Source organism: Pseudomonas sp. NCIMB 10586, assembly GCF_023127895.1.
GTDB lineage: Bacteria > Pseudomonadota > Gammaproteobacteria > Pseudomonadales > Pseudomonadaceae > Aquipseudomonas > Aquipseudomonas synxantha_A.
The window spans coordinates 68,105-91,299 of record NZ_SPKQ01000006.1 but is presented as its reverse complement, the minus strand read 5'-3'; the positions used below and the strand labels follow the sequence as shown (position 1 = coordinate 91,299).

General features: G+C 61.1%; 23 protein-coding genes. 14 read left to right on the top strand and 9 right to left on the bottom strand.

The features are described 5' to 3' along the window. Positions 1-336 precede the first annotated feature (336 nt). Positions 337-903: a hypothetical protein gene (locus tag E4P01_RS01890; protein ID WP_216092142.1), complete on the top strand. Its 567-nt coding sequence runs from the start codon at positions 337-339 to the stop codon at positions 901-903. After that, entirely contained in the window at positions 893-1,156 is a 264-nt protein-coding gene (locus E4P01_RS01885; protein WP_078822400.1) for an acyl carrier protein, read from the top strand. The genes E4P01_RS01890 and E4P01_RS01885 overlap by 11 nt, the downstream gene beginning before the upstream one ends. Before the next feature lie 90 nt (positions 1,157-1,246). Here the strand turns inward: E4P01_RS01885 and E4P01_RS01880 are convergent, their stop codons facing one another. Then, positions 1,247-1,708 (bottom strand): Lrp/AsnC family transcriptional regulator, encoded by a 462-nt coding sequence (locus E4P01_RS01880; RefSeq protein WP_005791661.1) that lies wholly within the window; start codon positions 1,706-1,708, stop codon positions 1,247-1,249. A gap of 161 nt (positions 1,709-1,869) precedes the next feature. Here E4P01_RS01880 and yedA point away from each other — a divergent pair, with 161 nt between their 5' ends. Both yedA and E4P01_RS01870 read left to right on the top strand, forming a co-directional pair. Further along, positions 1,870-2,766, top strand: coding sequence for a drug/metabolite exporter YedA (yedA, locus tag E4P01_RS01875; protein WP_005791660.1), 897 nt, complete (start codon positions 1,870-1,872; stop codon positions 2,764-2,766). A 48-nt stretch (positions 2,767-2,814) separates the two neighbouring features. After that, the gene (locus tag E4P01_RS01870; RefSeq protein WP_078822399.1) at positions 2,815-4,149 is read left to right on the top strand and encodes a DEAD/DEAH box helicase; all 1,335 of its coding nucleotides are present in this window, start codon (positions 2,815-2,817) and stop codon (positions 4,147-4,149) included. A gap of 120 nt (positions 4,150-4,269) precedes the next feature. Here the strand turns inward: E4P01_RS01870 and E4P01_RS01865 are convergent, their stop codons facing one another. Beyond that, positions 4,270-5,496: a TIGR03862 family flavoprotein gene (locus tag E4P01_RS01865; protein WP_216092141.1), complete on the bottom strand. Its 1,227-nt coding sequence runs from the start codon at positions 5,494-5,496 to the stop codon at positions 4,270-4,272. Between the two features lie 171 nt (positions 5,497-5,667). Further along, the gene (locus E4P01_RS01860) at positions 5,668-6,588 is read right to left on the bottom strand and encodes a histone deacetylase (RefSeq protein WP_005791657.1); all 921 of its coding nucleotides are present in this window, start codon (positions 6,586-6,588) and stop codon (positions 5,668-5,670) included. Between the two features lie 76 nt (positions 6,589-6,664). Here E4P01_RS01860 and E4P01_RS01855 point away from each other — a divergent pair, with 76 nt between their 5' ends. Genes E4P01_RS01855 through E4P01_RS01845 form a run of 3 tightly spaced genes read left to right on the top strand, consistent with a single transcriptional unit; the run spans position 6,665 to position 8,726 of the window. Further along, on the top strand, positions 6,665-7,234 hold the full coding sequence (locus tag E4P01_RS01855) for a GNAT family N-acetyltransferase (protein ID WP_078822396.1): 570 nt from the start codon (positions 6,665-6,667) through the stop codon (positions 7,232-7,234). 38 nt (positions 7,235-7,272) lie between these two features. After that, positions 7,273-8,142 (top strand): acyl-CoA thioesterase II, encoded by an 870-nt coding sequence (gene tesB / locus E4P01_RS01850; RefSeq protein WP_005791655.1) that lies wholly within the window; start codon positions 7,273-7,275, stop codon positions 8,140-8,142. Further along, entirely contained in the window at positions 8,139-8,726 is a 588-nt protein-coding gene (locus tag E4P01_RS01845; RefSeq protein ID WP_078822395.1) for an HAD family hydrolase, read from the top strand. The genes tesB and E4P01_RS01845 overlap by 4 nt, the downstream gene beginning before the upstream one ends. A 132-nt stretch (positions 8,727-8,858) precedes the next feature. Here E4P01_RS01845 and E4P01_RS01840 read toward each other — a convergent pair whose 3' ends face one another. From E4P01_RS01840 to E4P01_RS01830, 3 genes are read right to left on the bottom strand one after another with little or no spacing between them, the layout of a single operon-like run. Further along, the gene (locus tag E4P01_RS01840; protein ID WP_216092140.1) at positions 8,859-9,833 is read right to left on the bottom strand and encodes an alpha/beta hydrolase; all 975 of its coding nucleotides are present in this window, start codon (positions 9,831-9,833) and stop codon (positions 8,859-8,861) included. Then, the gene (locus E4P01_RS01835; RefSeq protein WP_078822392.1) at positions 9,834-10,721 is read right to left on the bottom strand and encodes a neutral zinc metallopeptidase; all 888 of its coding nucleotides are present in this window, start codon (positions 10,719-10,721) and stop codon (positions 9,834-9,836) included. A 45-nt stretch (positions 10,722-10,766) separates the two neighbouring features. Further along, positions 10,767-11,177: a membrane lipoprotein lipid attachment site-containing protein gene (locus E4P01_RS01830; RefSeq protein ID WP_032879360.1), complete on the bottom strand. Its 411-nt coding sequence runs from the start codon at positions 11,175-11,177 to the stop codon at positions 10,767-10,769. Between the two features lie 184 nt (positions 11,178-11,361). Between E4P01_RS01830 and E4P01_RS01825 the strand changes: the two genes are divergently transcribed. Then, positions 11,362-12,240, top strand: a complete 879-nt coding sequence (locus E4P01_RS01825) for a DMT family transporter (RefSeq protein WP_005791650.1) — start codon at positions 11,362-11,364, stop codon at positions 12,238-12,240. Between the two features lies 1 nt (position 12,241). Here the strand turns inward: E4P01_RS01825 and E4P01_RS01820 are convergent, their stop codons facing one another. Next, positions 12,242-13,576, bottom strand: coding sequence for an MFS transporter (locus tag E4P01_RS01820; protein ID WP_032879362.1), 1,335 nt, complete (start codon positions 13,574-13,576; stop codon positions 12,242-12,244). Positions 13,577-13,802: 226 nt separating this feature from the next. Here E4P01_RS01820 and quiC point away from each other — a divergent pair, with 226 nt between their 5' ends. Continuing rightward, complete coding sequence (quiC, locus tag E4P01_RS01815; RefSeq protein WP_032879364.1) at positions 13,803-15,704, top strand: 3-dehydroshikimate dehydratase QuiC; 1,902 nt, start codon at positions 13,803-13,805, stop codon at positions 15,702-15,704. A gap of 75 nt (positions 15,705-15,779) precedes the next feature. Next, the gene (locus E4P01_RS01810; protein ID WP_032879366.1) at positions 15,780-16,445 is read left to right on the top strand and encodes a TetR/AcrR family transcriptional regulator; all 666 of its coding nucleotides are present in this window, start codon (positions 15,780-15,782) and stop codon (positions 16,443-16,445) included. A gap of 80 nt (positions 16,446-16,525) precedes the next feature. On the opposite strand, the gene E4P01_RS01805 is transcribed toward E4P01_RS01810, so the two are convergent. Both E4P01_RS01805 and aroQ read right to left on the bottom strand, forming a co-directional pair. Then, complete coding sequence (locus tag E4P01_RS01805) at positions 16,526-17,377, bottom strand: shikimate dehydrogenase (RefSeq protein WP_216092199.1); 852 nt, start codon at positions 17,375-17,377, stop codon at positions 16,526-16,528. After that, positions 17,374-17,820 carry a type II 3-dehydroquinate dehydratase gene (gene aroQ, locus E4P01_RS01800; RefSeq protein WP_216092139.1) on the bottom strand — a complete coding sequence of 149 codons (447 nt, stop codon included), beginning with the start codon at positions 17,818-17,820 and terminating at the stop codon, positions 17,374-17,376. Before aroQ ends, E4P01_RS01805 begins: the two co-directional genes overlap by 4 nt. Before the next feature lie 205 nt (positions 17,821-18,025). On the opposite strand from aroQ, the gene E4P01_RS01795 reads away from it, so the two are divergent. The 4 genes from E4P01_RS01795 to E4P01_RS01780 all read left to right on the top strand — a co-directional run bounded on the left by E4P01_RS01795 (position 18,026) and on the right by E4P01_RS01780 (position 23,191). Beyond that, complete coding sequence (locus tag E4P01_RS01795) at positions 18,026-18,547, top strand: RNA polymerase sigma factor (RefSeq protein WP_032879370.1); 522 nt, start codon at positions 18,026-18,028, stop codon at positions 18,545-18,547. 63 nt (positions 18,548-18,610) lie between these two features. After that, on the top strand, positions 18,611-19,609 hold the full coding sequence (locus tag E4P01_RS01790; protein WP_103734833.1) for a FecR family protein: 999 nt from the start codon (positions 18,611-18,613) through the stop codon (positions 19,607-19,609). Between the two features lie 222 nt (positions 19,610-19,831). After that, positions 19,832-22,489 (top strand): TonB-dependent receptor, encoded by a 2,658-nt coding sequence (locus tag E4P01_RS01785; RefSeq protein ID WP_216092138.1) that lies wholly within the window; start codon positions 19,832-19,834, stop codon positions 22,487-22,489. Between the two features lie 81 nt (positions 22,490-22,570). Beyond that, positions 22,571-23,191 (top strand): heme acquisition protein HasA, encoded by a 621-nt coding sequence (locus E4P01_RS01780; RefSeq protein ID WP_032879376.1) that lies wholly within the window; start codon positions 22,571-22,573, stop codon positions 23,189-23,191. The last annotated feature ends 4 nt before the right edge of the window (positions 23,192-23,195 follow it).

Genomic DNA, 23,195 nt, shown 5'->3' with positions numbered 1-23,195 from the left:
AAACCAGGCGTTGGGAGCTAGGGCTGTTGCGTATTACCGTCGTCGGACTTGCACGTCCGTTCACCGAACATTCGATGAAGCAGCGAGACTAGCTACTTGATGCGACGGAAACAAGGCCGTGGGATTCTCTAGGAAACGTCCCGCAAATGAAAGGGATTGGTCTTGCTGGCCACTGAAACACTGGGGTTTTGAGGTCTCTTTCACCTGGGCGCTGAATGGTCGGTAGGCCAAATCCGGCTATGATCTAGGACCTTTCTGGTTTTCCTCTTTACTCATCCATCGAGTTTTACTGCGGCCTACCATCCTGTGTGTCATTCACGCACAGGGACAAAGAACATGCAGGAAAGCGACCTTCATACAGCGATCGTGCGAAGCAAGTTGGAGCTCGAATCAAATGGCATTGATCTGGGTTCCAGTTCAAGCATGGCGTTTCATGTGGGGAACACGATGACAAGCTGCCCGGCAGTCATAGCGTTGCCGAGTTCGCCAGGTTGGAGTCATGGCCCTCATTACCAGTTACTCAAGCCGATTCACGCTGACCCCGCTGTGCCCGATACGACGTTTGATGAACTCTGGAAATGTACACAGCAATACTACGGCCTCACGGCAGCAACGGTGATCACTGGTGCGGCGGGTATACCGATAAGCAAAATTGCGGTGGGTGCTTGGGTTCACGTCGGCTCCAGCAAAACCACGAACCTGGCTAGCCTGATCGGAATGCGCTTTTTCCCTCGTACGTTGATCAAGCAACCCTCCATGGCCAGAATGGCAAAGGCAACGTTTGGCACGGTCCGGGTATTTGGCATCATCGGGCGAGGCATCCCCTTCGTCGCTGCCGGGCTTGCAGTCTTTGACCTAGTCAGTATTGGTAAGTGTGCCTATGAGGCGAGAAATGGAAGGTAGCCTGACCAGAGCCGACATCAGCAAAAAAGTGATCCAGCTATTCGTCGATATCATCGGTTTTATCGACCGAAGCGAAGTGACGGAGCAAACCGATTTCATCCATGACTTCGACATCATTGATGACGACCTGACCTGCTTTGTCATGCAGATCAAGTGGCAGTTCAAGTTGCAAGCGACGCAGGAGGATTGGGAACACATCACTACGATTGAGCAGGTAGTCGATTTGATTGTTCAGCGTTCGACTCTTCGGTGAGGCCACTGACGCCATCGCAGGCAAGCCAGCTCCCACAGTTGGCAGTACGCGATCCCTGTGGGAGCCGGGCTTGCCCGCGATGGCGATCGCTCAGCCACCATTTTTCCCATTGGCTTCCAACTGCCCCAACGGCACCCGCCGTTCTATGGCGCTGGACAAAATAATCGAGGTCTTGCTGAACCCGAACTTCGCCACTCGATTAATCAGGTCTTCCAGCTGCGGCATGGTGCCTACCGCCGCTTGCATGATCACGCACGGGTCGCCCGTGACCCGGTGGCATTCGGTCAGTTCGGGAATTTGCGCCAGGGCGTCGTACACCTTCTGGCTGCCGTGATTGGTCAGCCGCAGTTCAATTACGCACTGAATCGGCAAACCGACTTTGGATAGATCCACTTTGGCCTGGTACCCGGTGATCACTCCGCTGGCCTCAAGCTTGGCCACGCGTTCGGCCACGGCGGGGGCGGAGAGGTTCACGGTGCGCGCCAGTTGCGCGTAGGAAGCACGGCCATCTTCAAGCAGGGCGCTGAGCAGCATTCGGTCGTATTTGTCCATGGTAAGGCTCCGGTGGCGCGTGGCTTTCGAAAGCACGGGTTATAGCCCTCATAACCATGGTTTGAAAAGTGTATGGGCGGTTTAAACAGGTTTTGTAACTTAAGTTTATCCACCTTCGTTTCTAGAATAAGTCTCCCTTTTCCTGCCATTAGAGCCGCCCAATGCCTGGCCCACGTCGCTTTCCCTTACCGTTGATCGCCGCCTTTTTTGCGTTGTATGTGATCTGGGGTTCCACTTACCTGGTGATCCGCATCGGCGTGGAGTACTGGCCGCCGCTGTTGCTGGCGGGGATTCGGTTTTGCACGGCGGGTGTGTTGATGTATGGCTTCCTCAGGTGGCGCGGGGTGCCGGCGCCAACCTGGCCGCAGTGGAAGGCCGCCGGGATGATCGGCATTTTGTTGCTCACCGTGGGCAATGGTGGTGTCAGCGTGGCCGAACATATGGGCGTGTCGTCCGGTGTGGCGGCATTGGCCGTGGCGACCGTGCCGTTGTTTACCCTGCTGTGCGGGTTTTTCTGGGGCGCGCGTAATACGCGGCTGGAATGGGCCGGGGTGATCCTGGGCATCATCGGCATCGCCATGCTCAATATGGGCAGTACCTTGCAATCAAGCCCATCGGGTGCAGTTTTGCTGTTGGTTGCGGCGGCCTCCTGGGCTTTCGGCTCGGTGTGGAGCCGCCACCTGCCACTGCCCCAGGGCGCCATGGCCAGTGCCGCAGAAATGCTCGTGGCCGGCGTGGCGCTGCTGATTGTCAGCGCGCTGTCGGGCGAGCACCTGCAGGCCATGCCGCCGCTGGAAGGCTGGCTGGCCCTGGCCTACTTGACGGTATTCGGTTCGATCATCGCCTTTAACGCCTACATGTATCTGCTCAAGCATGTGCGTCCGGCAGCGGCGACCAGCTATGCCTACGTGAACCCGGCTGTGGCGGTGTTGCTGGGGATTGTATTCGTCGGTGAGACCATCGGCCTGGAAGAAGCCTTGGCGATGCTGGTGATCATCAGCGCCGTGTTGCTGATCAGCCTGCCCCAGTGGCGCAAGCCCAAGCCGGAAATAAGGTAAACTGCCGCGCATTACGCCCTTGCGCTGAATTTTTCCTACGGTAACTACATGACTTTCGCCACCCTTGGCCTGATCGAACCCTTGCTGCGCGCCCTTGAGACGCTTGGCTACCAGACCCCGACGCCGGTGCAGGCGCAAGCCATTCCGGCGGTGCTGGCCGGTCGCGACCTGATGGCCGCGGCCCAGACCGGCACCGGCAAGACCGCAGGTTTCGCCTTGCCGCTGCTGCAACTGCTGACCATGGAAGGGCCGAAAGTCGCCGCCAACTCGGCGCGTGCGCTGATCCTGTGCCCGACTCGCGAACTGGCCGAGCAGGTTCACGCCAGCGTCGCTGAATATGCCCAGCACCTGCCGCTGACCACCTACGCGGTGTACGGCGGGGTAAGCATCAACCCGCAGATGATGAAGCTGCGCAAAGGCGTCGACATTCTGGTCGCCACCCCTGGCCGCCTGATCGACCTGTTCCGCCAGAACGCGCTGAAGCTCAACCAGCTGCAAACCCTGGTGCTGGATGAAGCCGACCGTATGCTCGACCTGGGCTTCTCCGAAGAGCTTGCCAACATTTATCGCATGTTGCCGAAAAAGCGCCAGACACTGCTTTTTTCCGCGACCTTCTCCGATGACATCCGCCTGCTGGCCGGGCAGATGCTCAACGACCCGCTGAGCATCGAAGTCAGCCCGCGCAACGTCGCTGCCAACACCGTCAAGCAGTGGGTGGTGCCGGTGGACAAGAAGCGCAAGCCGGAACTGTTTGTGCACCTGATGCGCAAGGGCCGTTGGAAGCAGGTATTGGTATTCGCCAAGACCCGCAACGGCGTGGACGCCCTGGTGGACAAGTTGCAGGGCCTGGGCATCAACGCCGACGGCATCCATGGCGACAAGCCCCAGGCTACCCGCCAACGCGCACTGGACCGCTTCAAGACCAGCGAGGTGCAAATCCTGGTGGCCACTGATGTGGCGGCCCGTGGCCTGGATATCGAAGACCTGCCACTGGTGGTCAACTTTGACCTGCCGATCGTGGCCGAAGACTACATCCACCGTATCGGCCGTACCGGGCGTGCGGGCAACACTGGGGAGGCGATTTCCCTGGTGTGCGCTGATGAGGTGAACATGCTCTCGGCGATCGAGATGCTGACCCGCCAGACCCTTACCCGCAAAATGGAAGCGGATTTCGAGCCGGAGCATCGTGTACCGGATACCGATGCCAGCGGGCAGGTGGTGAAGAAGCCGAAAAAACCGAAGAAACCTAAAACGTCCGGTGGTGGCGGCAAGCGCAACCTGGGCAAGTGGGTGGACAGTGGTGACGTGGCGCCGGCTGAGCCGTCGATCAAGCCGGTGCGCAAGGTGCCGGTTTTCAATACCGGGCCGCGTAAGAAGAAGTGATTTTGCGCTGTGGCTGATGGCCTCATCGCAGGCAAGCCAGCTCCCACCTTTAAATTGTGAATACAGTCAAAGGTGGGAGCTGGCTTGCCTGCGATGGCGGCCTTGAATCCAGCGCGGCTCTCAGCGATTAAGCCACTCCAACATCCCCAGCCCAGCCGCTCTGCCACTGGCAAAACACCCCGTCAGCAAATACCCACCAGTGGGCGCCTCCCAGTCCAGCATTTCCCCCGCACAAAACACTCCAGGCAATGGTTTGAGCATCAACCGCTCATCCAGCGCTTCAAACGGCACACCCCCCGCTGTGCTGATCGCCTCATCCATCGGCCGCGTCCTCACCAATGTCAGCGGCAACGCCTTGATATCCACTGCCAACTGCGCCGGATCGGTGAAGTGTTCAGCGGGCGTCAGCTCGCGCAGCAGGGCGGCTTTCACGCCATCCAACCCCAACTGACTGTGCAAATGCTTGCTCATCGACCGCGAACCCCGGGGCTTGGCCAATGCGGCCTGCACTTTGTCCAGCGGCTTGCTCGGCAGCAAATCGATATGCACCTTGGCCGCACCGCTGCGGTTGATCGCTTCGCGAATTGGCGCCGACAAGGCGTAAATCAAACTGCCTTCAATACCGGTGGCGGTTATCACGCATTCACCCAGCCGAGGCTTGTCATCCCCCAAGCCAATGGCGACGTTTTTCAACGGTGCGCCAGCGAATTTGCTGACCATCAACTCGCTCCACGCCGACACTTCGAACCCGCAGTTGCTCGGTTGCAGGCGCACATAGGGCAGGCCTTTGCCTTCAAACAGGTTAAGCCAGGCACCGTCAGAGCCCAGGCGTGACCAACTGCCGCCGCCCAAGGCAAGCAACACCGCGTCGCTGTGGACAACTTTGTCGCCGTCCGGGCTGTGGATAAGTAAATCGCCTTCGGCATTCCAACCGGTCCAACGATGCCGGGTGTGGATAACCACACCTTGATCCCGCAGGCGCTTGAGCCAGGCGCGCAACAGCGGTGCGGCTTTCATATCGGTAGGAAATACGCGGCCGGAGGTGCCGACAAAGGTCTGGATACCCAGGCCATGGATCCATTCGCACAACGCCTCGGCGCCAAAGCTGCGCAACAGCGGCGCCATGTGCGGGGCGCGTTCGGCATAGCGCGACAGGAACGCGGGGTAGGCTTCGGAGTGGGTGATGTTCATGCCGCCGACACCGGCCAGCAGGAACTTGCGCCCCACCGAAGGCATGCCGTCGTACAGGTCGACCCGCACGCCCGCTTGGCTCAAGACTTCGGCAGCCATCAGCCCGGCAGGGCCACCGCCGATAATGGAGACGTGGTGGGCAGAAGTCTGAGGCATGGGCAGGGCTACGGTGATGTGAATAGGCCGAGCATTCTACCCGACCACGACGCCGCTGCCTGATCAAAAAACGTACACTTTCCTACAGGCCATGCGGCCACTCGCGTGCAGCCGCTTACGCTCAAGTTATCCACAGGCCGTTCCACAGGCATTGTGGGTAACGCCCATAGTTCAATGACAGCCTGATGACGTCCACACCCGTTGCGCGCTGTGATGCAGGATGCCGTGACGACGGGCGAGGGCGGGGCGGTCTTTGCTGTAACCGCCGCCGATCACGCCCATCACCGGTATGTCGCGGCCCAGGCAGTGGCGCATCACGCTCTCATCGCGGGCGGCGACGCCTGCGTCTGTCAGCTTGAGGTAACCGAGGGCGTCGTCCTTGTGTACATCCACGCCAGCGTCGTACAGCACCAGGTCGGGCTGGTAGAGCGGCAGCAAATAGTTGAGCGCGTCATCCACTACCTTGAGGTAGTCGGCATCGCCCATGCCCATGGGCAGCGGGATGTCCCAGTCGCTTTGGGCCTTGCGTGCCGGGAAGTTCTTTTCGCAGTGCAGCGACACGGTGATGGCCTCCGGTGTGTCGTGGAGGATGCGTGCAGTGCCATCGCCCTGGTGCACGTCGCAATCGAAGATCAGCACGCGATTGACCCGGCCGCTGGCCAGCAGATAGCGGCTGATCACTGCCAGGTCGTTGAAAATGCAGAATCCCGCCGGATAATCGTAATGGGCATGGTGGGTACCACCGGCCAAATGGCAGGCCAGGCCATGTTCGAGGGCCTGTTCAGCCGCCAGTATCGAGCCACCCACCGCACGCACGGTGCGCCTCGCCAGGGCTTCGCTCCAGGGCAGGCCGAGGCGGCGCTGGTCTTCGCGAGACAGTTCGCCGCCCATGTAGCGTTCGATATACCCAGGTTCATGGGCCAGGGCCAGGATGTCTGCCGGGCACAGCTGCGGGCGCAGCAATTGGCTGTCCTGGGTCAGGCCACTGTCCACCAGGTGGTCACGCAACAGGCGAAACTTGTCCATGGGGAAGCGGTGGTCCGCCGGGAACTCAGGGCTGTAGTCTTCGTGGTAGATCAATGGCAAGGGCATGGGATTTTCTGACGGGAACCTGCGAAGGATCTTAACAGCGCTGTACACTCACGCACATGGCAAGGCAGGGGGACCCATGGAGCCGATACTGGAATTGGAAAGTGCACGGCTGGTGCTGCGTCAATGGCGCGACAGCGACCTGCCGGAATTTGCGCGCATGTGCGCTGACTCGCAGGTGATGCGCTACTTTCCGGCTAAATTGAGCCACTTGGAAAGCGCCGCGCTGATCGGCCGGATTCGCGGGCATTTCGCTGAATATGGCTTTGGTTTCTGGGCGTTGCAGCGCAAAGACACCGGTGAATTTATCGGCGTGACGGGCCTTGCGAATGTCAGCTTCGAAGCGGGCTTCACCCCGGCGGTGGAGATTGGTTGGCGCCTGGCCCGTGAGCATTGGGGCCTGGGCTATGCCAGTGAGGCGGCCTGGACCGCACTGCGCTGCGGCTTTGATCGCTTGCAGTTGGACGAAGTCGTCGCCTTTACCACCGAGGCCAATCTGCCGTCACAAAAAGTCATGCAGGCCATCGGTATGCATTACGATCCGCAGGCAGATTTCGAACACCCCAAAGTCGCAGCCGGTGACCCGCTGCGCCCGCATGTTTTGTACCGCATCACCCGCGCCCAATGGTTGGACACGCTGCACGGATAAGCAGCCCGGAATGCCCTATTGATTGTAGGAGTTGCTCTATGAGCCAAGTATTGGAAGATCTGGTGGACTTGCTGACCCTGGAGCCGATCGAGGAGAACCTCTTTCGCGGCCGCAGCCAGGACCTGGGCTTTCGCCAGTTGTTCGGCGGCCAGGTGCTGGGCCAGTCGTTGTCGGCGGCCAGCCAGACCGTAGAAGAAGCGCGGCATGTGCATTCCCTGCACGGTTATTTCTTGCGCCCTGGCGATGCCGCGTTGCCGGTGGTGTATTCGGTGGACCGCGTGCGCGATGGCGGCAGCTTCAGCACGCGCCGTGTCACCGCGATTCAAAAGGGCCATCCGATCTTTACCTGTACCACCTCGTTCCAGTACGACGAAGCTGGCTTCGAGCACCAGACCACCATGCCGGTGGTGGTGGGCCCGGAGAATCTGCCGTCGGAGCTGGAGCTGACCCAACAGCGTGCGCACCTGATCCCCGAGCACATGCGCGACAAGCTGCTGTGCCCCAAGCCCATCGAAGTGCGCCCGGTCACCGAAAAAGACCCGTTCAACCCGCAGCCGTCCGACCCGGTCAAGTACGTGTGGTTTCGTGCCGACGGCGCCCTGGCGGATTCGCCGGCGCTGCATAAGTACTTGCTGGCCTACGCCTCGGACTTCGGCCTGTTGACCACCTCGTTGCTGCCCCACGGCAAGACCGTGTGGCAAAAAGACATGCAGGTGGCCAGCCTCGACCACGCGCTGTGGTTCCACGCTGACCTGCGTGCCGATGACTGGTTGCTGTACGCCATGGATAGCCCATGGGCCGGCAATTCCCGGGGTTTCTCCCGCGGCAGCGTGTACAACCGCGCCGGGCAACTGGTGGCATCGGTGACCCAGGAAGGCTTGATCCGCCATCGCAAGGACTGGGCATGAGCCTGTCAGACGTTAAACATTGGGTGTTCGACATGGACGGCACGCTGACGGTGGCAGTGCATGACTTTGCCGCCATTCGCGTGGCGTTGGAGATTGCGCCTGAGGACGACATCCTCACGCACCTGGCTGCATTGCCGGCGGATGTCGCGGCAGCCAAACATGCCTGGCTGCTGGAGCATGAGCGCGAGTTGGCGCTGGGGTCGGTCGCGGCCGAAGGTGCCGTTGAGTTGGTAAGGGAATTGGCCGGGCGTGGTTATCGCCTGGGCATCCTGACCCGTAATGCGCGGGAATTGGCCCATATCACTCTGCAAGCGATTGGCTTGGCGGACTGCTTTGCCATTGAGGATGTGCTGGGGCGTGATGACGCGCCGCACAAGCCTGATCCGGGGGGGCTGTTGAAACTGGCGGCGGCGTGGGGGGTAGCGCCGAGCGAGATGGTGATGGTCGGGGATTATCGCTTTGACCTGGATTGTGGCCGGGCGGCGGGGGCCAGGACGGTGTTGGTGAACTTGCCGGATAACCCGTGGCCGGAGTTGGCGGATTGGCATGCCGAGGATTGTGCGGCGCTGCGCCGAATGATCTAACCCAGGCGACGGAGATCAAATGTGGGAGGGGGCTTGCTCCCGATTGCAGTGTGTCAGCCAGCCTATGTTTAGCTGGCACACCGCTATCGGGAGCAAGCCCCCTCCCACATTTTGATTGGGTTCCTTCAGGTGCTACTGGGCAAACAGCACCTTTTCTCCCTCTGGCGAGGTAAACATCTTATCCCCGTCATGCCCCACCCCTGGCACTTCCACCAGCTTGTGACTCAACTGCGGATGGCGCAGTTTGAGGTAGTCAAAGTAGTTGTGCCCACGAATCAGCCGATACGCACCCTGAGTTTCGGCCTCGCAGCTTTTATCCAGTGCCGGGTGGTTGGGGTCGGTGTCCTGCTGGCCCAACAGGTAAGTGATGTCGCGTGAGACGTAGGCTTTTTCCAGTTGCTGGGCGCCTCGGTCACCCACGTAATCGGGCAGCTTTTGCATGCCGTATTTCCAGTCGTTGAAGCTTGGGCAACTGGCCGTATCGAACGGCACCGGCCGCTGCGGGCTGAAGTAGGCGTAGGACGATGGGTTGGCCACCACGTACCGCAGGCTGATGCCTTCGCTGTGCAGCAATGGGTGGTCATGGCCGGTGAGGGCGAAGCGTTGGACGACCTGGCCGCCACCGGAATGCCCGGCGATCACGATTTCCTTCAGCGCCGGGAACAGCTTGCGGTTGCCCAGGTGCTTGATGATCTGGTCCAGAGCGCCATAAGAACTGACCTGCCCAGGCGCGGTGGAAGCTTCGCCAGCCATCCAGTCGTTGCCCTTCCAACGCAATACCTGATTGCCCAGATGGTTACGCTTCACGTCCGATTGATTCAGAAACTGCGGCGCGATCACCAGCGTAGTGCCGCCGACCCCGGCATGGGTGGCGGCGTCGATACCGCTTTGCAGATAGGTCTGCGCATTGCGCAGGCGGCCGTGCACGATGATCAGCGCACGCGTGACCTTGGGCAGCGGCTGGCGCCAGTCCTGGCTTACGCCAAGGCTGAGGTCGCCGGCCTCCAGATGAAAGCGATCGGGGCTGACCACCTTGACGCCGTGTTCAGCCGCCAGGGTGCAGCAGGACACGAACACACCCAGCAGCACCCCCAATCGTTTGATCATTTAGAGACTCTTGGCCGCGAAGGTATCGCATTGAGTGATCTGGCCCTGTGCGAAGCCGGTCTTGAACCAGCGTACCCGTTGCGCGGAGGTGCCGTGGGTAAACGAGTCCGGCACCACGCGCCCTTGGCCCTGTTGCTGCAAGCGGTCATCGCCAATGGCGTTGGCGGCATTCAGGGCTTCTTCGATATCGCCGGGCTCCAGCCAGTTCAGGCGTTTTTGCGCCCGATTGGCCCACACCCCGGCAAAGCAGTCGGCTTGCAGCTCCTGGCGTACCAGCAGGCCGCCATCGCCTTCCATCTGCCGACCCTGTTGGCGCGCCGCCTGGATCTTGGACGAGATGCCGAGCAGGGTTTGCACGTGATGCCCGACTTCGTGGGCGATCACGTAGGCCTGGGCGAAATCGCCGGCGGCCTGGAAGCGTTGCGACATTTCCCGGAAGAAATCCAGGTCCAGGTAGACCTGCTGGTCAGCCGGGCAATAGAACGGGCCGCTGGCCGAGGTGGCGCCACCGCAGGCGGAGTTCACCCGGCCACGGAACAGCACCAGCTTGGGGTTCTTGTAGGCCAGGCCGTTTTCCTGGAACACCTGGCCCCAGGTGTCTTCGGTATCACCCAACACCGCCCGCACAAAGTCGGCGTGCTCATCATTGGCCGGTGGCGCCTGGCGCGATTGCGAACTCACCGACGGCGCCTGTTCCATCTGGCCGGTCAACTGGCCAAGGATCTGCATCGGGTCCTGGCCGGTCAGCCAACCAATACCTACGACCAGCACAATGGCCGTCAGGCTCAGGCCCTTGCCGCCGCCAAAGCGCATACCGCCACCGCCGCCGCCACTGTCATCGCGGGCATCCACCACGTTGTCGCTGCGTCGGCCTTTTTTCCATAGCATGGGAGCATTCCTCTGTGTGCTAACCGTGATTGATTATGGTCGGTATTAACGGCAATAGCCTTCGCCGGTGGTCACGATCAGGCAGTCTTTTTTATCCGCCAGCCATTTCAGGCCGGTGGCGGCGCCGTCTCCGGCGCGCAACAGCTGCGGGCCGTCGGGGCGGGTGAAGGCGATGCCATCTTCGTTCGCTTCACCTTTGAAGGTGCCGGAACTGTCGGCGTCGAGGCCGTATTGCATGGTCAGAAGGTAGTGGCCGCGGCCGATGCTGTCGTCCTTGGCGATGGTCAGGTGCAAGCCTTCGACGCCGATCCATTTGCCGACCCATTGATCGGTGGGCGGCGTTTGCGGCACCAGGGTCGCCTGTACAGACGGCGGCGCGGGCTTGGGGGCTTCCTTGGCTTTATCGCAGGCGGTAAGCAGGGCGAGGGCAGACAGAACAAACAGGATTTTTTTCATAGCGGCAAGGCCTTGATTAAAAAGTGTGCAACGCCTGGGCGAGCGTGCAGGGTTGGACTCGATTCCAGTGATTTAGTGCGCTGTTCGCCCGCTGTTTGGTTATGCTCTTGGAGCAGGCGCTGGCCCGGCTGCTAGATTACCGGGTTGAGTACCATCGCGTTCAGCCCGCCAGCAAGAGAATTCCATGACTGTCAGTACCCCCCTCTCAGGCGTCAACCATCCCTTCAAAGGCATCCTGCTGATTGTGGTGGCGACGTTCCTGTTCTCCAGCCACGACGCCTTGTCCAAATACCTGGCCGGGTTCTACCCCATTGTGATGGTGGTGTGGGCGCGCTACCTGGTGCACACCCTGCTGATGGCCGGGATCTTCCTGCCGCAATCAGGCTTGCGCGTGCTGCGCAGCAAGCGCCCGGGTATGCAGGTGGTACGTGCCTTGTGCCTGTTGGGCACCAGCCTGTTTTTCACCGCCGCATTGCACTACATCCCATTGGCCGAGGCCACGGCGGTGAACTTCCTCGCGCCGATCCTGGTGACAGCGCTGTCGGTGCCGCTGTTGGGCGAACATGTGACACGCGGCCAGTGGCTGGCGGTGATCTGCGGCTTTATCGGGGTGTTGGTAATCATCCATCCCGGAGGCGAACTGTTCACGCCGGCGGTGCTGTTGCCGTTGTGTTCGGCGACGTTCTTCTGTTTTTACCAACTGTTGACGCGCATCCTCAGTAAGTTCGATACGCCGACCACCAGCAACTTCTTCGCCGGGCTGTGCAATACCCTGGTCATGAGCGCCATGGTGCCGTTCTTCTGGCAGGTGCCGAGCCTGTGGCATGGCGTGCTGATGCTGGCACTGGGGACCTGCGGGATGACGGCACACCTGATGCTCACCCAGGCGTTCCGCTTTGCGGCGCCGGCCTTGCTGGCGCCGTTTGGCTATTGCCAGATTGTGTTTGCGGGGTTGTTGGGCTGGCTGGTGTTCAGCCATACCCCCGATACAACCACGGTGGTCGGTATCGGGGTGATCTGCATGAGCGGGTTGGCCGCTGCCTGGCAGCAGCGGCGCAGGTAGGTCAAAGGTCGACGGTAGGAATCTTGCGCGGTGCCATGAAGTACATCCAGGTCAGCGCAATGAAGTACATCGCCGGGATCAGGGTGAATAACACTGTGTAGTTGTTGTTGGTCACCGTGAGGATATGGCCGACGATCTGGGTCATGAACATGCCGCCGATGGCCGCGCACATGCCGCCGAAGCCGAACACCGTGCTCATCATGTGCTTGGGCGTGTAGTCCATCACCAGGCTCCAGATGTTGGCGGTCCAGGCCTGGTGGGCGCCGATGGCCAGGGAGATGGCGAACACCGCGACCCACAGCTGGCTGGAGCCGGCCGCCATGATCACACCGACGATGCAGCAGGCGAACAGCAGCATCGACAAGAGCCGCGCCTTGATCGAGTTCATCCCGCGGCCGATCAGGAATGACGACAGAATCCCGCCTCCCACGCTGCCGAAGTCGGCGGTCAGGTAAATGATGATCAGCGGAATGCCCATCTGCGTCACGTTGATGCCCAGGTTGTATTGCTGGTTCAAAAACGGCGGCAGCCAGTACAGGTAGAACCAGAACACCGGCGCAGTCAGCGCGTAGGCGATGGCGAAGGCCCAGGTGCCACGCATACGCAGGATGCGGCTGAACGGCACGCGGGGCTGTTCGGGCTCGACTTCCTGTTGCACGTAGTCCAGTTCCGATTGTTTAACGCTTGGGTGGTCTTCCGGGTTGTAGTACTTCAACCCCCAGAACACCAGCCAGATCGCACCGAGTGCCGACATGCACAGGAACGCCGCCTGCCAGCCCCACACGTGCAGGATCAACGGCAGCAGCATCGGCGTCATCATCGCGCCGACGTTGGTGCCGGCGTTGAAGATGCCGGTGGCCACCGCACGTTCACCCGCCGGGAACCACAAACGTGTGGTCTTGACGCAGGCGGGGTAGTTGGCGGCTTCGGTCAGGCCGAGGATAAACCGGCAGACCATAAAGCCCACCGCCGAAGTGGCCAGACCGTGGGCGCCGGTGGCCAGGCTCCACAGCAGCACGGCGCAAAAGAACACGCGCTTGACGCCTACGCGGTCGATCAGGCGACCTTGCAGCACAAAGCCGATGGCGTAGCCGACCTGGAACCAGAAGTTGATGTTGGCGTAGTCCATCGCCGTCCAGCTCATTTCTTTGGCCAGGATCGGTTGCATCACGCCCAGGGCGGCGCGGTCGATGTAATTCAGGGTGGTGGCAAAAAACACCAGGGCCAGCATGCCCCAGCGCGTTTTACCCACGGCCAGGGCACCGCGGATCTTGTCGCCGATGCCGGCGTGCGGGTTGCCCGGGCGCGTGGCCAGGGCTGGATTTTGCAGAGGCATGAGGTCGTACCCGTTTTTTTGAAATTCTTATGGTGTGTTCTGGGTCTTTGTTACGTGAACGAATTGCCCGGTCGATGGTGCGCAGTGGTTAAAAAGTCGTCAATTCGCCAAACGGGCATAGTGTTCGATAATCGCACCAAAAACTAACCGGTTCGTACATTTTAATTGCTGCCTGTAGGCTGGGAGCGAATAATTTGCCACAAACAACAATTGCCGGGAGTCTTCCATGCAACGTTCTATTGCCACTGTGTCCTTGAGCGGCACCCTGCCGGAAAAGCTTGAGGCTATTGCCGCCGCCGGGTTTGATGGGGTGGAAATCTTCGAGAACGATTTGTTGTATTACGACGGCAGCCCCCGGGAAGTCAGGCAGATGTGCGCCGACCTGGGCATTGCCATCACCTTGTTCCAACCGTTTCGCGACTTCGAAGGATGCCGCCGCGACCGCCTGGCGCGCAACCTGGAGCGCGCCGAGCGCAAGTTTGACTTGATGCAAGAGCTGGGAACCGACCTGGTATTGGTGTGCAGTAATGCCTCGGCCGACAGCGTGGGCGACGAACGTATTCTGCTCGATGACTTGAGCCTGCTGGCCGAACACGCGGGCAAGCGCGGCCTGCGCATCGGCTATGAAGCATTGGCCTGGGGCAAGCATGTGAACACCTGGCAGCAGGTGTGGAACCTGGTGCGCCAGATCGATCACCCAAGCCTGGGCGTGTTGCTCGACAGCTTCCACACCTTGTCGCTCAAGGGCGACCCCAGCGCCATTGCGCAGATCCCCGGCGACAAGATTTTCTTTGTGCAAATGGCCGACGCGCCGATCCTGGCCATGGATGTGCTGGAGTGGAGCCGGCATTTCCGCTGCTTCCCGGGGCAGGGCGAGTTCGACCTGGCGGGCTTTCTTGCTCCAATCATCCAGAGTGGCTACACCGGGCCGTTGTCCCTGGAAATTTTCAACGACGGTTTCCGCGCCGCGCCGACTCGGGCGAATGCGGCGGATGGCTTGCGGTCACTGTTATACCTGGAAGAAAAAACCCGCCAACGCCTGGCTGAACAAGCCCCCGCTGCGCCCGTGGACATCCTGTTTGAAACCCCGGCGGCCAGCGAATATGACGGTATCGAGTTTCTTGAATTTGCCGTGGATGAAAGCCTCGGCGCCAAACTGACCCACTGGCTGGAGCGCCTGGGTTTCGCCAAGGCCGGTCAGCATCGCTCGAAGAATGTGAGCCTGTTGCGCCAGGGTGACATCAACCTGATCCTCAACTGCGAACCCTATTCTTTCGCCCACAACTTTTTCGAGGCCCATGGCCCATCGCTGTGCGCCACCGCGATTCGGGTCAAAGACAGCGCCAAGGCCCTGGAGCGGGCGGTGGCCTACAAGGGCCAGCCTTATCGCGGCCTGGTCGGCCCCAACGAGCTGGAATTGGCCGCGGTGCGTGCGCCGGACGGCAGCCTGATCTACCTGGTGGACCCCAGCGAAGGCGGGCTGTACGACACCGATTTCAACCTGCAAGTGGCCACACCCGCCAGCGGTGGCTTGTTGCGCATCGATCATATGGCCATGGCGCTGCCGGCGGACAGCCTAGATAGTTGGGTGCTGTTCTACAAAAGCCTGCTGGATTTCGAAGCCGATGACGAAGTGGTGCTGCCCGACCCCTACGGCTTGGTGAAGAGCCGTGCGTTGCGCAGCCGTTGCAGTTCGATTCGCCTGCCGCTGAACATCTCCGAAAACCGCAATACGGCGATTTCCCACGCGCTTTCCAGCTATCGCGGTTCGGGCGTGCACCATATTGCCTTCGATTGTGCGGATATTTTCGCCGAGGTGCGCCGGGCCAAAGAGGCCGGCGTGCCGTTGTTGGATATTCCACTCAACTATTACGACGACCTGGCGGCGCGCTTCGATTTCGACGATGAGTTCCTCAGTGAGCTGGCGTATTACAACGTGCTGTACGACCGCGACGCCCAGGGCGGTGAGTTGTTTCATGTGTACACCGAGGCGTTCGAAGGGCGGTTTTTCTTCGAGATCATCCAGCGCAAGAACGGCTATGCCGGCTACGGCGCGGCCAACGTAGCGGTGCGTCTGGCGGCGATGGCCAAGTCGCGCAGTGGGGCGGTACGCCAGGCCCGGCTATAACCGCAGGCAGGTGCTTCCTTCGGGAAGCGCCGCGGCCCATAATCAGCGCTTGCAAACAATGGCCGTGAGCGCACCATGACCCCGAGTCCCGATCTCCCCGCGGTAGCTGACGCACCGCGCAAGAGTCGCAAGAACAATCCGGAAAAGACCCGCGAGAATATTCTCCAGGAAGCCATTGTCGAGTTTGTTCAACAGGGCCTGGCCGGCGCTCGCGTGGACGCCATCGCCGAGCGCATCCACACCTCCAAGCGCATGATCTATTACTACTTCGGCAGTAAAGAGCAGTTATACGTCGAGGTATTGGAGAAGCTCTACGGCGATATCCGCAACACTGAAACCCGCATGAACCTCACGGCCCTGGAGCCGCGTGAGGCGATTCGCCGGCTGGTGGAATTCACCTTCGATCACCATGACCAGAACGTGGATTTCGTGCGCATCGTCAGCATCGAAAATATCCACAACGCCGAGTACGTCAAACGCACCGAGACCATCAAGGCGATGAACAGCAAGATCCTCGAAGGGCTGGGCGAGACCTTGCGCCGTGGCGCCGAACTGGGGCTGTTTCGCGAAGGGCTGGAGCCGTTGGACGTGCACCTGTTGATCAACTCGTTCAGTTTTTACCGGGTCTCCAACCGGCATACCTTCAGCGAGATATTCCAGATCGAACTGTCGGACGAGGCGATCAAGCACCGGCACCGGGAGATGATCTGCGAGTCGGTGTTGCGCTACCTGCAAGCCTGAGTTCAGCGCAGGGCCAATGTGGGAGGGGGCAAGTCGAATCGTCGCACCGCCCCTCCCACATTTGAACTCTGTTTCGGCAGTCAGCCATTCATGCTCTGGAAGTGCGCCAGCATCCTGTCTGCATCCGCCACTTCACCGCTGAACAACTCAAACGCCTTCACCGCCTGAAACACCGCCATGTTGCCGCCATCCAGGGTGCGGCAACCCAATGCGCGGGCGTCGCGCAGCAGTTCGGTTTCCAGCGGGAAATACACGATTTCCGCAACCCACAACCCTGCCCGCAACAACGCAGCGGGGACCGGTGTGCCGGGCAGCTTGGTCATGCCCATCGGCGTGGTATTGACTAAACCATCGGCCTCGGCCATCGCATTTTTCAGATCAGTGCCGACCTGGGCACGACCAGGGCCGAAGCGCTGCGCGAGGTTATCCACAAGGTCGCGGGCGCGGGAGGCGTCCACGTCGAAAATGCTCAAGTGCTCGACCCCCTCTGCCAGCAGCGCATGGGCCACCGCTGCGCCCGCGCCACCGGCGCCCATCTGCACCACGTGTCGGCGGGCAACGTCATGCAAGTTGCGGCGAAACCCTTCGGCGAAGCCCAGGCAATCGGTGTTGTGGCCGATCCGTTTACCGTCCTTGAACACCACGGTGTTGACTGCACCAATGCCCCGGGCCTCGTCGGACAAGTCATCAAGCAGGGGCAGGATCGCCTGCTTGCACGGGTAGGTAATGTTCAACCCGTTGAAGTGCATCAGCTCGGCGGCCCGCAGTAATTCCGGCAGGGCGTTGAGGTCCAGGCGCAGCGGCTCCAGGTCGATCAGGCGATACAGGTAGCGTAGGCCCTGGGCGTCACCCTCGTGTTCATGCAGGGCAGGTGTGCGGGAAGCCTGGATACCGGCGCCGATCAGGCCGGCGAGAATGCGCGGTTTCATCAGGCGCGTCCCTTGAGTGTCTGGCTGAAGTGCTCAAGCGCCAGGTGGTAGCCGTTGCTGCCAAACCCGGCCAGCACGGCCTTGGCGATGGGCGATACAAATGAATGCTGACGAAACGCTTCGCGCGCGTGCACGTTGGATAAATGCACTTCGATCACCGGCACTTCACTGGCCACCAGCGCATCGCGGATCGCGACCGAGGTGTGGGTCCAGGCCGCCGGGTTGATCACGATACCCGCACAACGGTTACGGGCGCCGTGGATCCAGTCGAGCAGTTCGCCTTCGTGGTTGGTCTGGCGAAACTCGATTTTCAGCCCGAGTTCAGTAGCGCTGCGACCACACAGGGCGGCGATGTCAGCCAGGGTTTCATGGCCATAAGTGGCCGGCTCGCGGGTGCCGAGCAGGTTGAGGTTGGGGCCGTTGAGCACCAGCACGATGGGCGGCATAGCGGGATCTCCACAGTTCTTATTGGTTATGTGGGTAAAATGTACTGGTTGGTTAGTTTGGTCAATTGATCGCAGCGGATCTGTGCGGTTATCGAACTGTTATCAACAACCTCTTACGGCCCGATCAGATTAGATATCAATTGAAAATCATTCTCGACAACGCTTAAGATGCCCGCCTGTTTCCTATACATTCCAGGGAGTCGGTTTGTCGGACGTGGATCTCAAGGGCCTGTTTCTCAAGCACGCCGATACCCTGCGCGGGTATCTGGCGCGCAAGGTACGGGACCCGCAATTGGCCGCAGACCTGGTGCAGGAGAGCTTCCTGCGGCTGGCGGAAAAACCGGCCGGTGAGCGCATCGACAACTCCCAGGGCTATCTCTATCGAACGGCAAGCAATCTGCTGATCGACCATATTCGTCAGGAAGCACGGCGCAAGACCGACACCGTGCCCCATGAGGCGCTGGCCGAGATTGAAGATGACGTGGCCGGGTTGGAGGCTCAGGCAATGGCGCAGCAACAGCGACAGGCATTGAAGCAGGCGCTGGCGGAACTGCCGGAGCGCACCCAGCAGATTTTTCGCTTGAACCGTATCGAAGGCATGACCCACGCCCAGGTCGCCCGGCACCTGGCTATCTCCGACAGCTCAGTGCAAAAGCATCTGGCCAAGGCGTTGGCCTATGTGATGCAGCGCTTGCAGGAAGGCGAGGTGGCGCCATCCGACGAATGAATTACCGAAAAATGCCAGGCCAGACGTCAGAGCGTCTATATAACGAAAATTCGAGATTCACACGTGAATAGCCAGGGTCCGCAACAGCACAGCATTACCGAGGCGGCTGCCGAATGGGCGGTGCGCCTGCACGCCGGTGCCCTGAGCGAACAGGAGCAGGCCGAGTTGCGCCAGTGGATCGCCCGCGACAGCCGTCACGAAGGGGCGCTGCGGTTTGCCGAGCAGACCTGGGCGGCATTGGGTGAAGTACATAAGGACGAGCCCGTACACCGACAACGGCCAGCCGCGCCGACCCCGCCCGTGCGCCGCACCAAACGCAGAAGGCCGTGGCAACGTGCAGCCGCTGTGGCGCTGGTCGTGGTGGTGGCCGGCGTCGGCTGGCTACGCGGGCCCGACGTGTTGCTGCACATGCAGGCCGACTACGTCACGCAAAAGGGAGAGGTGCGCACGGTGCACCTGGCGGACGGCAGTAGGGTGGAACTGGATTCCGCCAGCGCCATTCGCCTGGATTACGATGGCGTGCAGCGGGGTATCAGCCTGCTCCAGGGCTCGGCGGTTTTTGATGTGGCGCCGATGAAAGGCGAAGAAACCCGGCCGTTCGTGGTGCACAGCGCCGGGGGCCAGACCCGGGCGCTGGGCACGCGGTTTGTGGTCGAGCGTGAGGGCCAGAGCCAGGCCTGGGTCGGTGTGCTGCAGCACAGCGTCGAGGTGTCTATGCAGGCCTCACCGACCACAGGCCCGGTCGAGCGCGTTGTGCAGCAAGGCCAGGCTGCGCGTTACAGCCTAAGTGACGGCGTGGTCAGCCTTGATCAGTTTGATGTGGATCGCGCCACCAGTTGGCGGCGCGGTGTGTTGATCTTCGACCGCCAGCCGTTGGCCAAGGTTATCGAGCAACTCAACCGTTACCGCCCCGGGCGGGTAGTGTTGACCGACGCGGCCTTGGGTGAGCGCGAAGTCAGCGGTGTCTTCCGCCTGGACATGCTCGACAGCGCACTCGCCACCCTGACCCAGGAACTTCAAGTGCAACGCTTGGACCTGGCCGGCCTCAGCCTGATCTATTGACCTTTCGCGTTATCGGCAGCAGCTCTGTCCTGTGGCGAGCAAGCTTGCTTGCGACTGCTGCGCAGTCGAAGGGGAGCAAGCCCCCCCGCCACACGCGGGCTGGTTTTCAAACCCTCATTAAAAATTTCTAAAAAGCCTTACTGACTTCTCGCGTCTCGCGCGTCTTGCTAGGTGAGAAGCATTCGCATAAACAAAAAACGCTTAGCGCAGGGATAACCATACATGTCAGCACTCACCAAGGGGCGTATCACCGGCAGCCGGTTGGCCCTGGCCATTCACTTGGGATTGTTTGCCGTCGCCGCGCCGGTGCATGCCGTGCAGCCTGCGGCTGGCGCAGCCCAATCTGCTGTGTTGAGGTTCGACATTCCTGCGCAATCCCTGGGCAGTGCAGTACTGGCGTTCGCCGATCAGGCGGGCCTGCAAGTGCTGTTCGACAGCCAGCGCCTGCAAGGGTTGAGCAGCTCCGCGCTCAAGGGCAGCTTCGACGTGCAGGAAGGTCTTGGCCGCCTGCTGGGTGCCGCACCGGTTGAATATCGTTTCACCGGCGAGCGCCAGGTCACCTTGACCCGCGTCGAGCAACAGGCCGGAGCGCTGGCCTTGGGCACCACCACCATCACCGGCCTGCACAAGCAGGACTGGGTGTATTCAACACCACGTTCGGTCAGCGTGGTCGATCGCGAGCAACTGGACCGCAACCCGCCACGCCATGCTGCCGAGATGCTCGAAGAGGCGCCCGGCGTCTACTCCGCCGTCAGCCAGCAAGACCCTGGCCTGTCCGTGAATATCCGCGGTATCCAGGACTATGGCCGGGTCAATATGTCGGTCGATGGCATGCGCCAGAATTACCAGCAGAGCGGCCACCAGCAACGCAATGGCACGCTGTATGTCGACCCAGAGTTGTTGTCCGAAGTGGTGATCGAAAAGGGCGCGACCTCAACCCAAGGCGGGGCTGGCGTGATTGGCGGGGTGGCCAATTTCCGTACCGTGGAGGCCGCCGACCTGCTCAAGGACGGCAAGCAAATCGGCGGGCGCATTCGCCTCACCACCGGGTTGGGCGGGCGCAGCAACGGCACGCACTTTATCGGCAGTTCGGCGTTTGCCGTGGGGACCGACGTGTGGGACATGTTGGTGGCCGCCAGTGAGCGTCACCTGGGCGATTACAACCCCGGCACCAAGGGCAGCATCGGCGAGCTGCGTACCGGTGCGGCGTACATGCCGGCCAGTGAAGAGCGCATCAAGCACAGCACGGTCGCCTATTCAGGCTCGGTGATGCGCTCGCGCCTGCTCAAGCTGGGGCTCAACCTGCCAGTTGATCAGCGTCTGCAACTGAGCTACCTGGTCACCGAGGTCGACTACGACGACGTCAACATGATGACCGCCGAAAAGCCCCAGTTGTGGGAAAAGCTCGGCAGCAGCAACGTCAAGGCGCAGAACTTCGCGCTGGATTACAGCTATGCACCCGACAACCCGCTGATCGACTTCAAGGCCAAGCTTTACCATGTGGATACCCGCAATGACCAATCCACGCTGGCCAGGGGGATCAGCAAGGGTTACGACGTTACCTATCAAACCAATACCTATGGCGTGCAGGCGCAGAACATCTCGACCTTCGCCCTGACCGAGCTGGCCGCACTCAAGGCCAACTACGGGCTGGAGTTTTTCTACGATAAGGTTCGGCCCGATTCCAACCAGGCCGTAGAAGCCGGCTCGGCGCTGACGGCGTCGGCGGCGGAAAGCATCACGCCCAAAGGCGACCGCGCGATGGGCAGCGTGTTCGGGCGCCTGGATCTGGACTACGACGGTTGGCTGAACCTCAACGCCGGCTTGCGTTATGACCGCTATCGGCTGCGCGGCGAAACCGGCTTGAACACCCGCACGTTCATCCTCGGCACCACCCGCCAGATTGGGGTGCCGGTCAATTACGACGTGGATCGCGAGGAGGGCCGCTTCTCCCCGACCTTCGGGCTGTCGATCAAGCCCGGCGTCGATTGGCTGCAGCTCTTCGCCACCTACGGCAAGGGCTGGCGTCCGCCGGCGGTGACCGAAGCCCTGGTCAGCGGCCGGCCCCATGGCGGTGGTTCGGAGTCGATTCTCCCCAACCCCTACCTCAAGCCGGAGCGATCCACTGCGTGGGAAGTCGGGTTCAATGTGCTCAAGCAAGACCTGCTGTTCGCCGATGATCGCGCGGGCATGAAAGTGTCGTACTTCAACACCCGGGTCGATGACTTTTCCTATATGGCCCTGGGCGTGCAGCCACCCGGCTATGGCAACGTCAATATCGGCAGTGCGGCCTACGTCAACAACCTGGAAACCACGCGTTTTCGTGGCCTTGAGTACCAGCTCGATTACGACGCCGGCTTTGCCTACGGCCAGTTCAACTACACGCGGATGCTCGGCAGCAACAAGTTTTGCAGCAAAACCGCCTGGCTCGGCGGCGTGACCAAAACCCAGAAGCGGCCCGGCAACCGGGCGCCGGTGGATGCGATGGTACCGGACGATGCGGCCAATGCCGGCGTGGGTTGCAGCGCGATCCTGGGCTCTTCCGAACACATGCCCATGGACCGTGGCACCGCCACCCTGGGCGCACGGTTCCTTGAGCGCAAGCTGGATGTGGGCGTGCGCGCTCGCTACAGCGCGGGCTACTACGTCAAAGGCGCCGCCGGGGTGACCACCGCGCAAACCGGCGTCTACCCCGCCGACTGGAAGCCCTACACCGTCTATGACCTTTACGGCAGTTACCGCGCCACCGATCAACTGACCCTGCGCCTGGCCATGGAAAACGTCACCGACCGCGCCTACCTGGTGCCGTTGGGCGACGTGCTGGCCTTCACCCTGGGCCGTGGGCGCACGTTGCAGGGCACCGTTGAATATCAGTTCTGACCGCTTTTGCCCAGTAACGGGCAAAACCACAGCAGGCACTGGCTTGCTGGGGAGTGACCACCCAATGACTTGGAGTTTTGCATGAGCATTTCTATTTCATACAGCACGACCTACGCCGCTAGCACCGTCGCCCAGTACCTGAGCGATTGGTCGGCCTACTTCGGTGATCTCAACCACCGTGAAGGTTCGGTCAAAGAGGGTGTGAACACCGGTGGTTTCAATCCTGGGCCGTTCGACGGCACCCAATATGGCGTTTCGAGCAGCGTCAGTGATGCGGCAGTGGTTGCCGAAGGCAGCCTGCATTACACCTTGTTCAATCCGCCGACCCACACCCTGTGGGGCTCGCTCGATGGCCTGACCCTGGGCGATACCCTTGCCGGTGGCGCAACCAGCGGTGGCTACAGCATCGCCAACCAGGAAGTCAGCTTCACCAACCTGGGCCTGTCGAGTCTGCAATCCGAAGGCCGTGACGGCCAGGTGCACAAAATCGTGTACGGCCTGATGAGCGGTGACAGTTCGGCGCTGGCCTCGGCAATCGACACCTTGCTCAAGGGCATCGACCCAAGCCTGTCGGTCAACTCCACCTTCGACCAACTGGCCGCCGCCGGTGTGGCGCATCAGGATTCGGCTGCGTTCGCCGCTGCCGATGTGGGCCTGGTCGGGATTCAGGATGCGCCGCAAGACTTCGCCCTGGCCGCCTGATGCA

Bases quoted from the DNA above. Each gene is read 5' to 3' on its own strand.
- E4P01_RS01810 (WP_032879366.1), top strand. From the start codon at position 15,780: ATGACCCCGAGTCCCGATCTCCCCGCGGTAGCTGACGCACCGCGCAAG.
- E4P01_RS01820 (WP_032879362.1), bottom strand. From the start codon at position 13,576: ATGCCTCTGCAAAATCCAGCCCTGGCCACGCGCCCGGGCAACCCGCAC.
- E4P01_RS01825 (WP_005791650.1), top strand. From the start codon at position 11,362: ATGACTGTCAGTACCCCCCTCTCAGGCGTCAACCATCCCTTCAAAGGC.
- E4P01_RS01830 (WP_032879360.1), bottom strand. From the start codon at position 11,177: ATGAAAAAAATCCTGTTTGTTCTGTCTGCCCTCGCCCTGCTTACCGCC.
- quiC (WP_032879364.1), top strand. From the start codon at position 13,803: ATGCAACGTTCTATTGCCACTGTGTCCTTGAGCGGCACCCTGCCGGAA.
- E4P01_RS01780 (WP_032879376.1), top strand. From the start codon at position 22,571: ATGAGCATTTCTATTTCATACAGCACGACCTACGCCGCTAGCACCGTC.
- E4P01_RS01885 (WP_078822400.1), top strand. From the start codon at position 893: ATGGAAGGTAGCCTGACCAGAGCCGACATCAGCAAAAAAGTGATCCAG.
- yedA (WP_005791660.1), top strand. From the start codon at position 1,870: ATGCCTGGCCCACGTCGCTTTCCCTTACCGTTGATCGCCGCCTTTTTT.
- E4P01_RS01860 (WP_005791657.1), bottom strand. From the start codon at position 6,588: ATGCCCTTGCCATTGATCTACCACGAAGACTACAGCCCTGAGTTCCCG.
- E4P01_RS01845 (WP_078822395.1), top strand. From the start codon at position 8,139: ATGAGCCTGTCAGACGTTAAACATTGGGTGTTCGACATGGACGGCACG.
- E4P01_RS01840 (WP_216092140.1), bottom strand. From the start codon at position 9,833: ATGATCAAACGATTGGGGGTGCTGCTGGGTGTGTTCGTGTCCTGCTGC.
- aroQ (WP_216092139.1), bottom strand. From the start codon at position 17,820: ATGCCGCCCATCGTGCTGGTGCTCAACGGCCCCAACCTCAACCTGCTC.
- E4P01_RS01835 (WP_078822392.1), bottom strand. From the start codon at position 10,721: ATGCTATGGAAAAAAGGCCGACGCAGCGACAACGTGGTGGATGCCCGC.
- tesB (WP_005791655.1), top strand. From the start codon at position 7,273: ATGAGCCAAGTATTGGAAGATCTGGTGGACTTGCTGACCCTGGAGCCG.
- E4P01_RS01855 (WP_078822396.1), top strand. From the start codon at position 6,665: ATGGAGCCGATACTGGAATTGGAAAGTGCACGGCTGGTGCTGCGTCAA.
- E4P01_RS01870 (WP_078822399.1), top strand. From the start codon at position 2,815: ATGACTTTCGCCACCCTTGGCCTGATCGAACCCTTGCTGCGCGCCCTT.
- E4P01_RS01880 (WP_005791661.1), bottom strand. From the start codon at position 1,708: ATGGACAAATACGACCGAATGCTGCTCAGCGCCCTGCTTGAAGATGGC.
- E4P01_RS01890 (WP_216092142.1), top strand. From the start codon at position 337: ATGCAGGAAAGCGACCTTCATACAGCGATCGTGCGAAGCAAGTTGGAG.
- E4P01_RS01865 (WP_216092141.1), bottom strand. From the start codon at position 5,496: ATGCCTCAGACTTCTGCCCACCACGTCTCCATTATCGGCGGTGGCCCT.
- E4P01_RS01785 (WP_216092138.1), top strand. From the start codon at position 19,832: ATGTCAGCACTCACCAAGGGGCGTATCACCGGCAGCCGGTTGGCCCTG.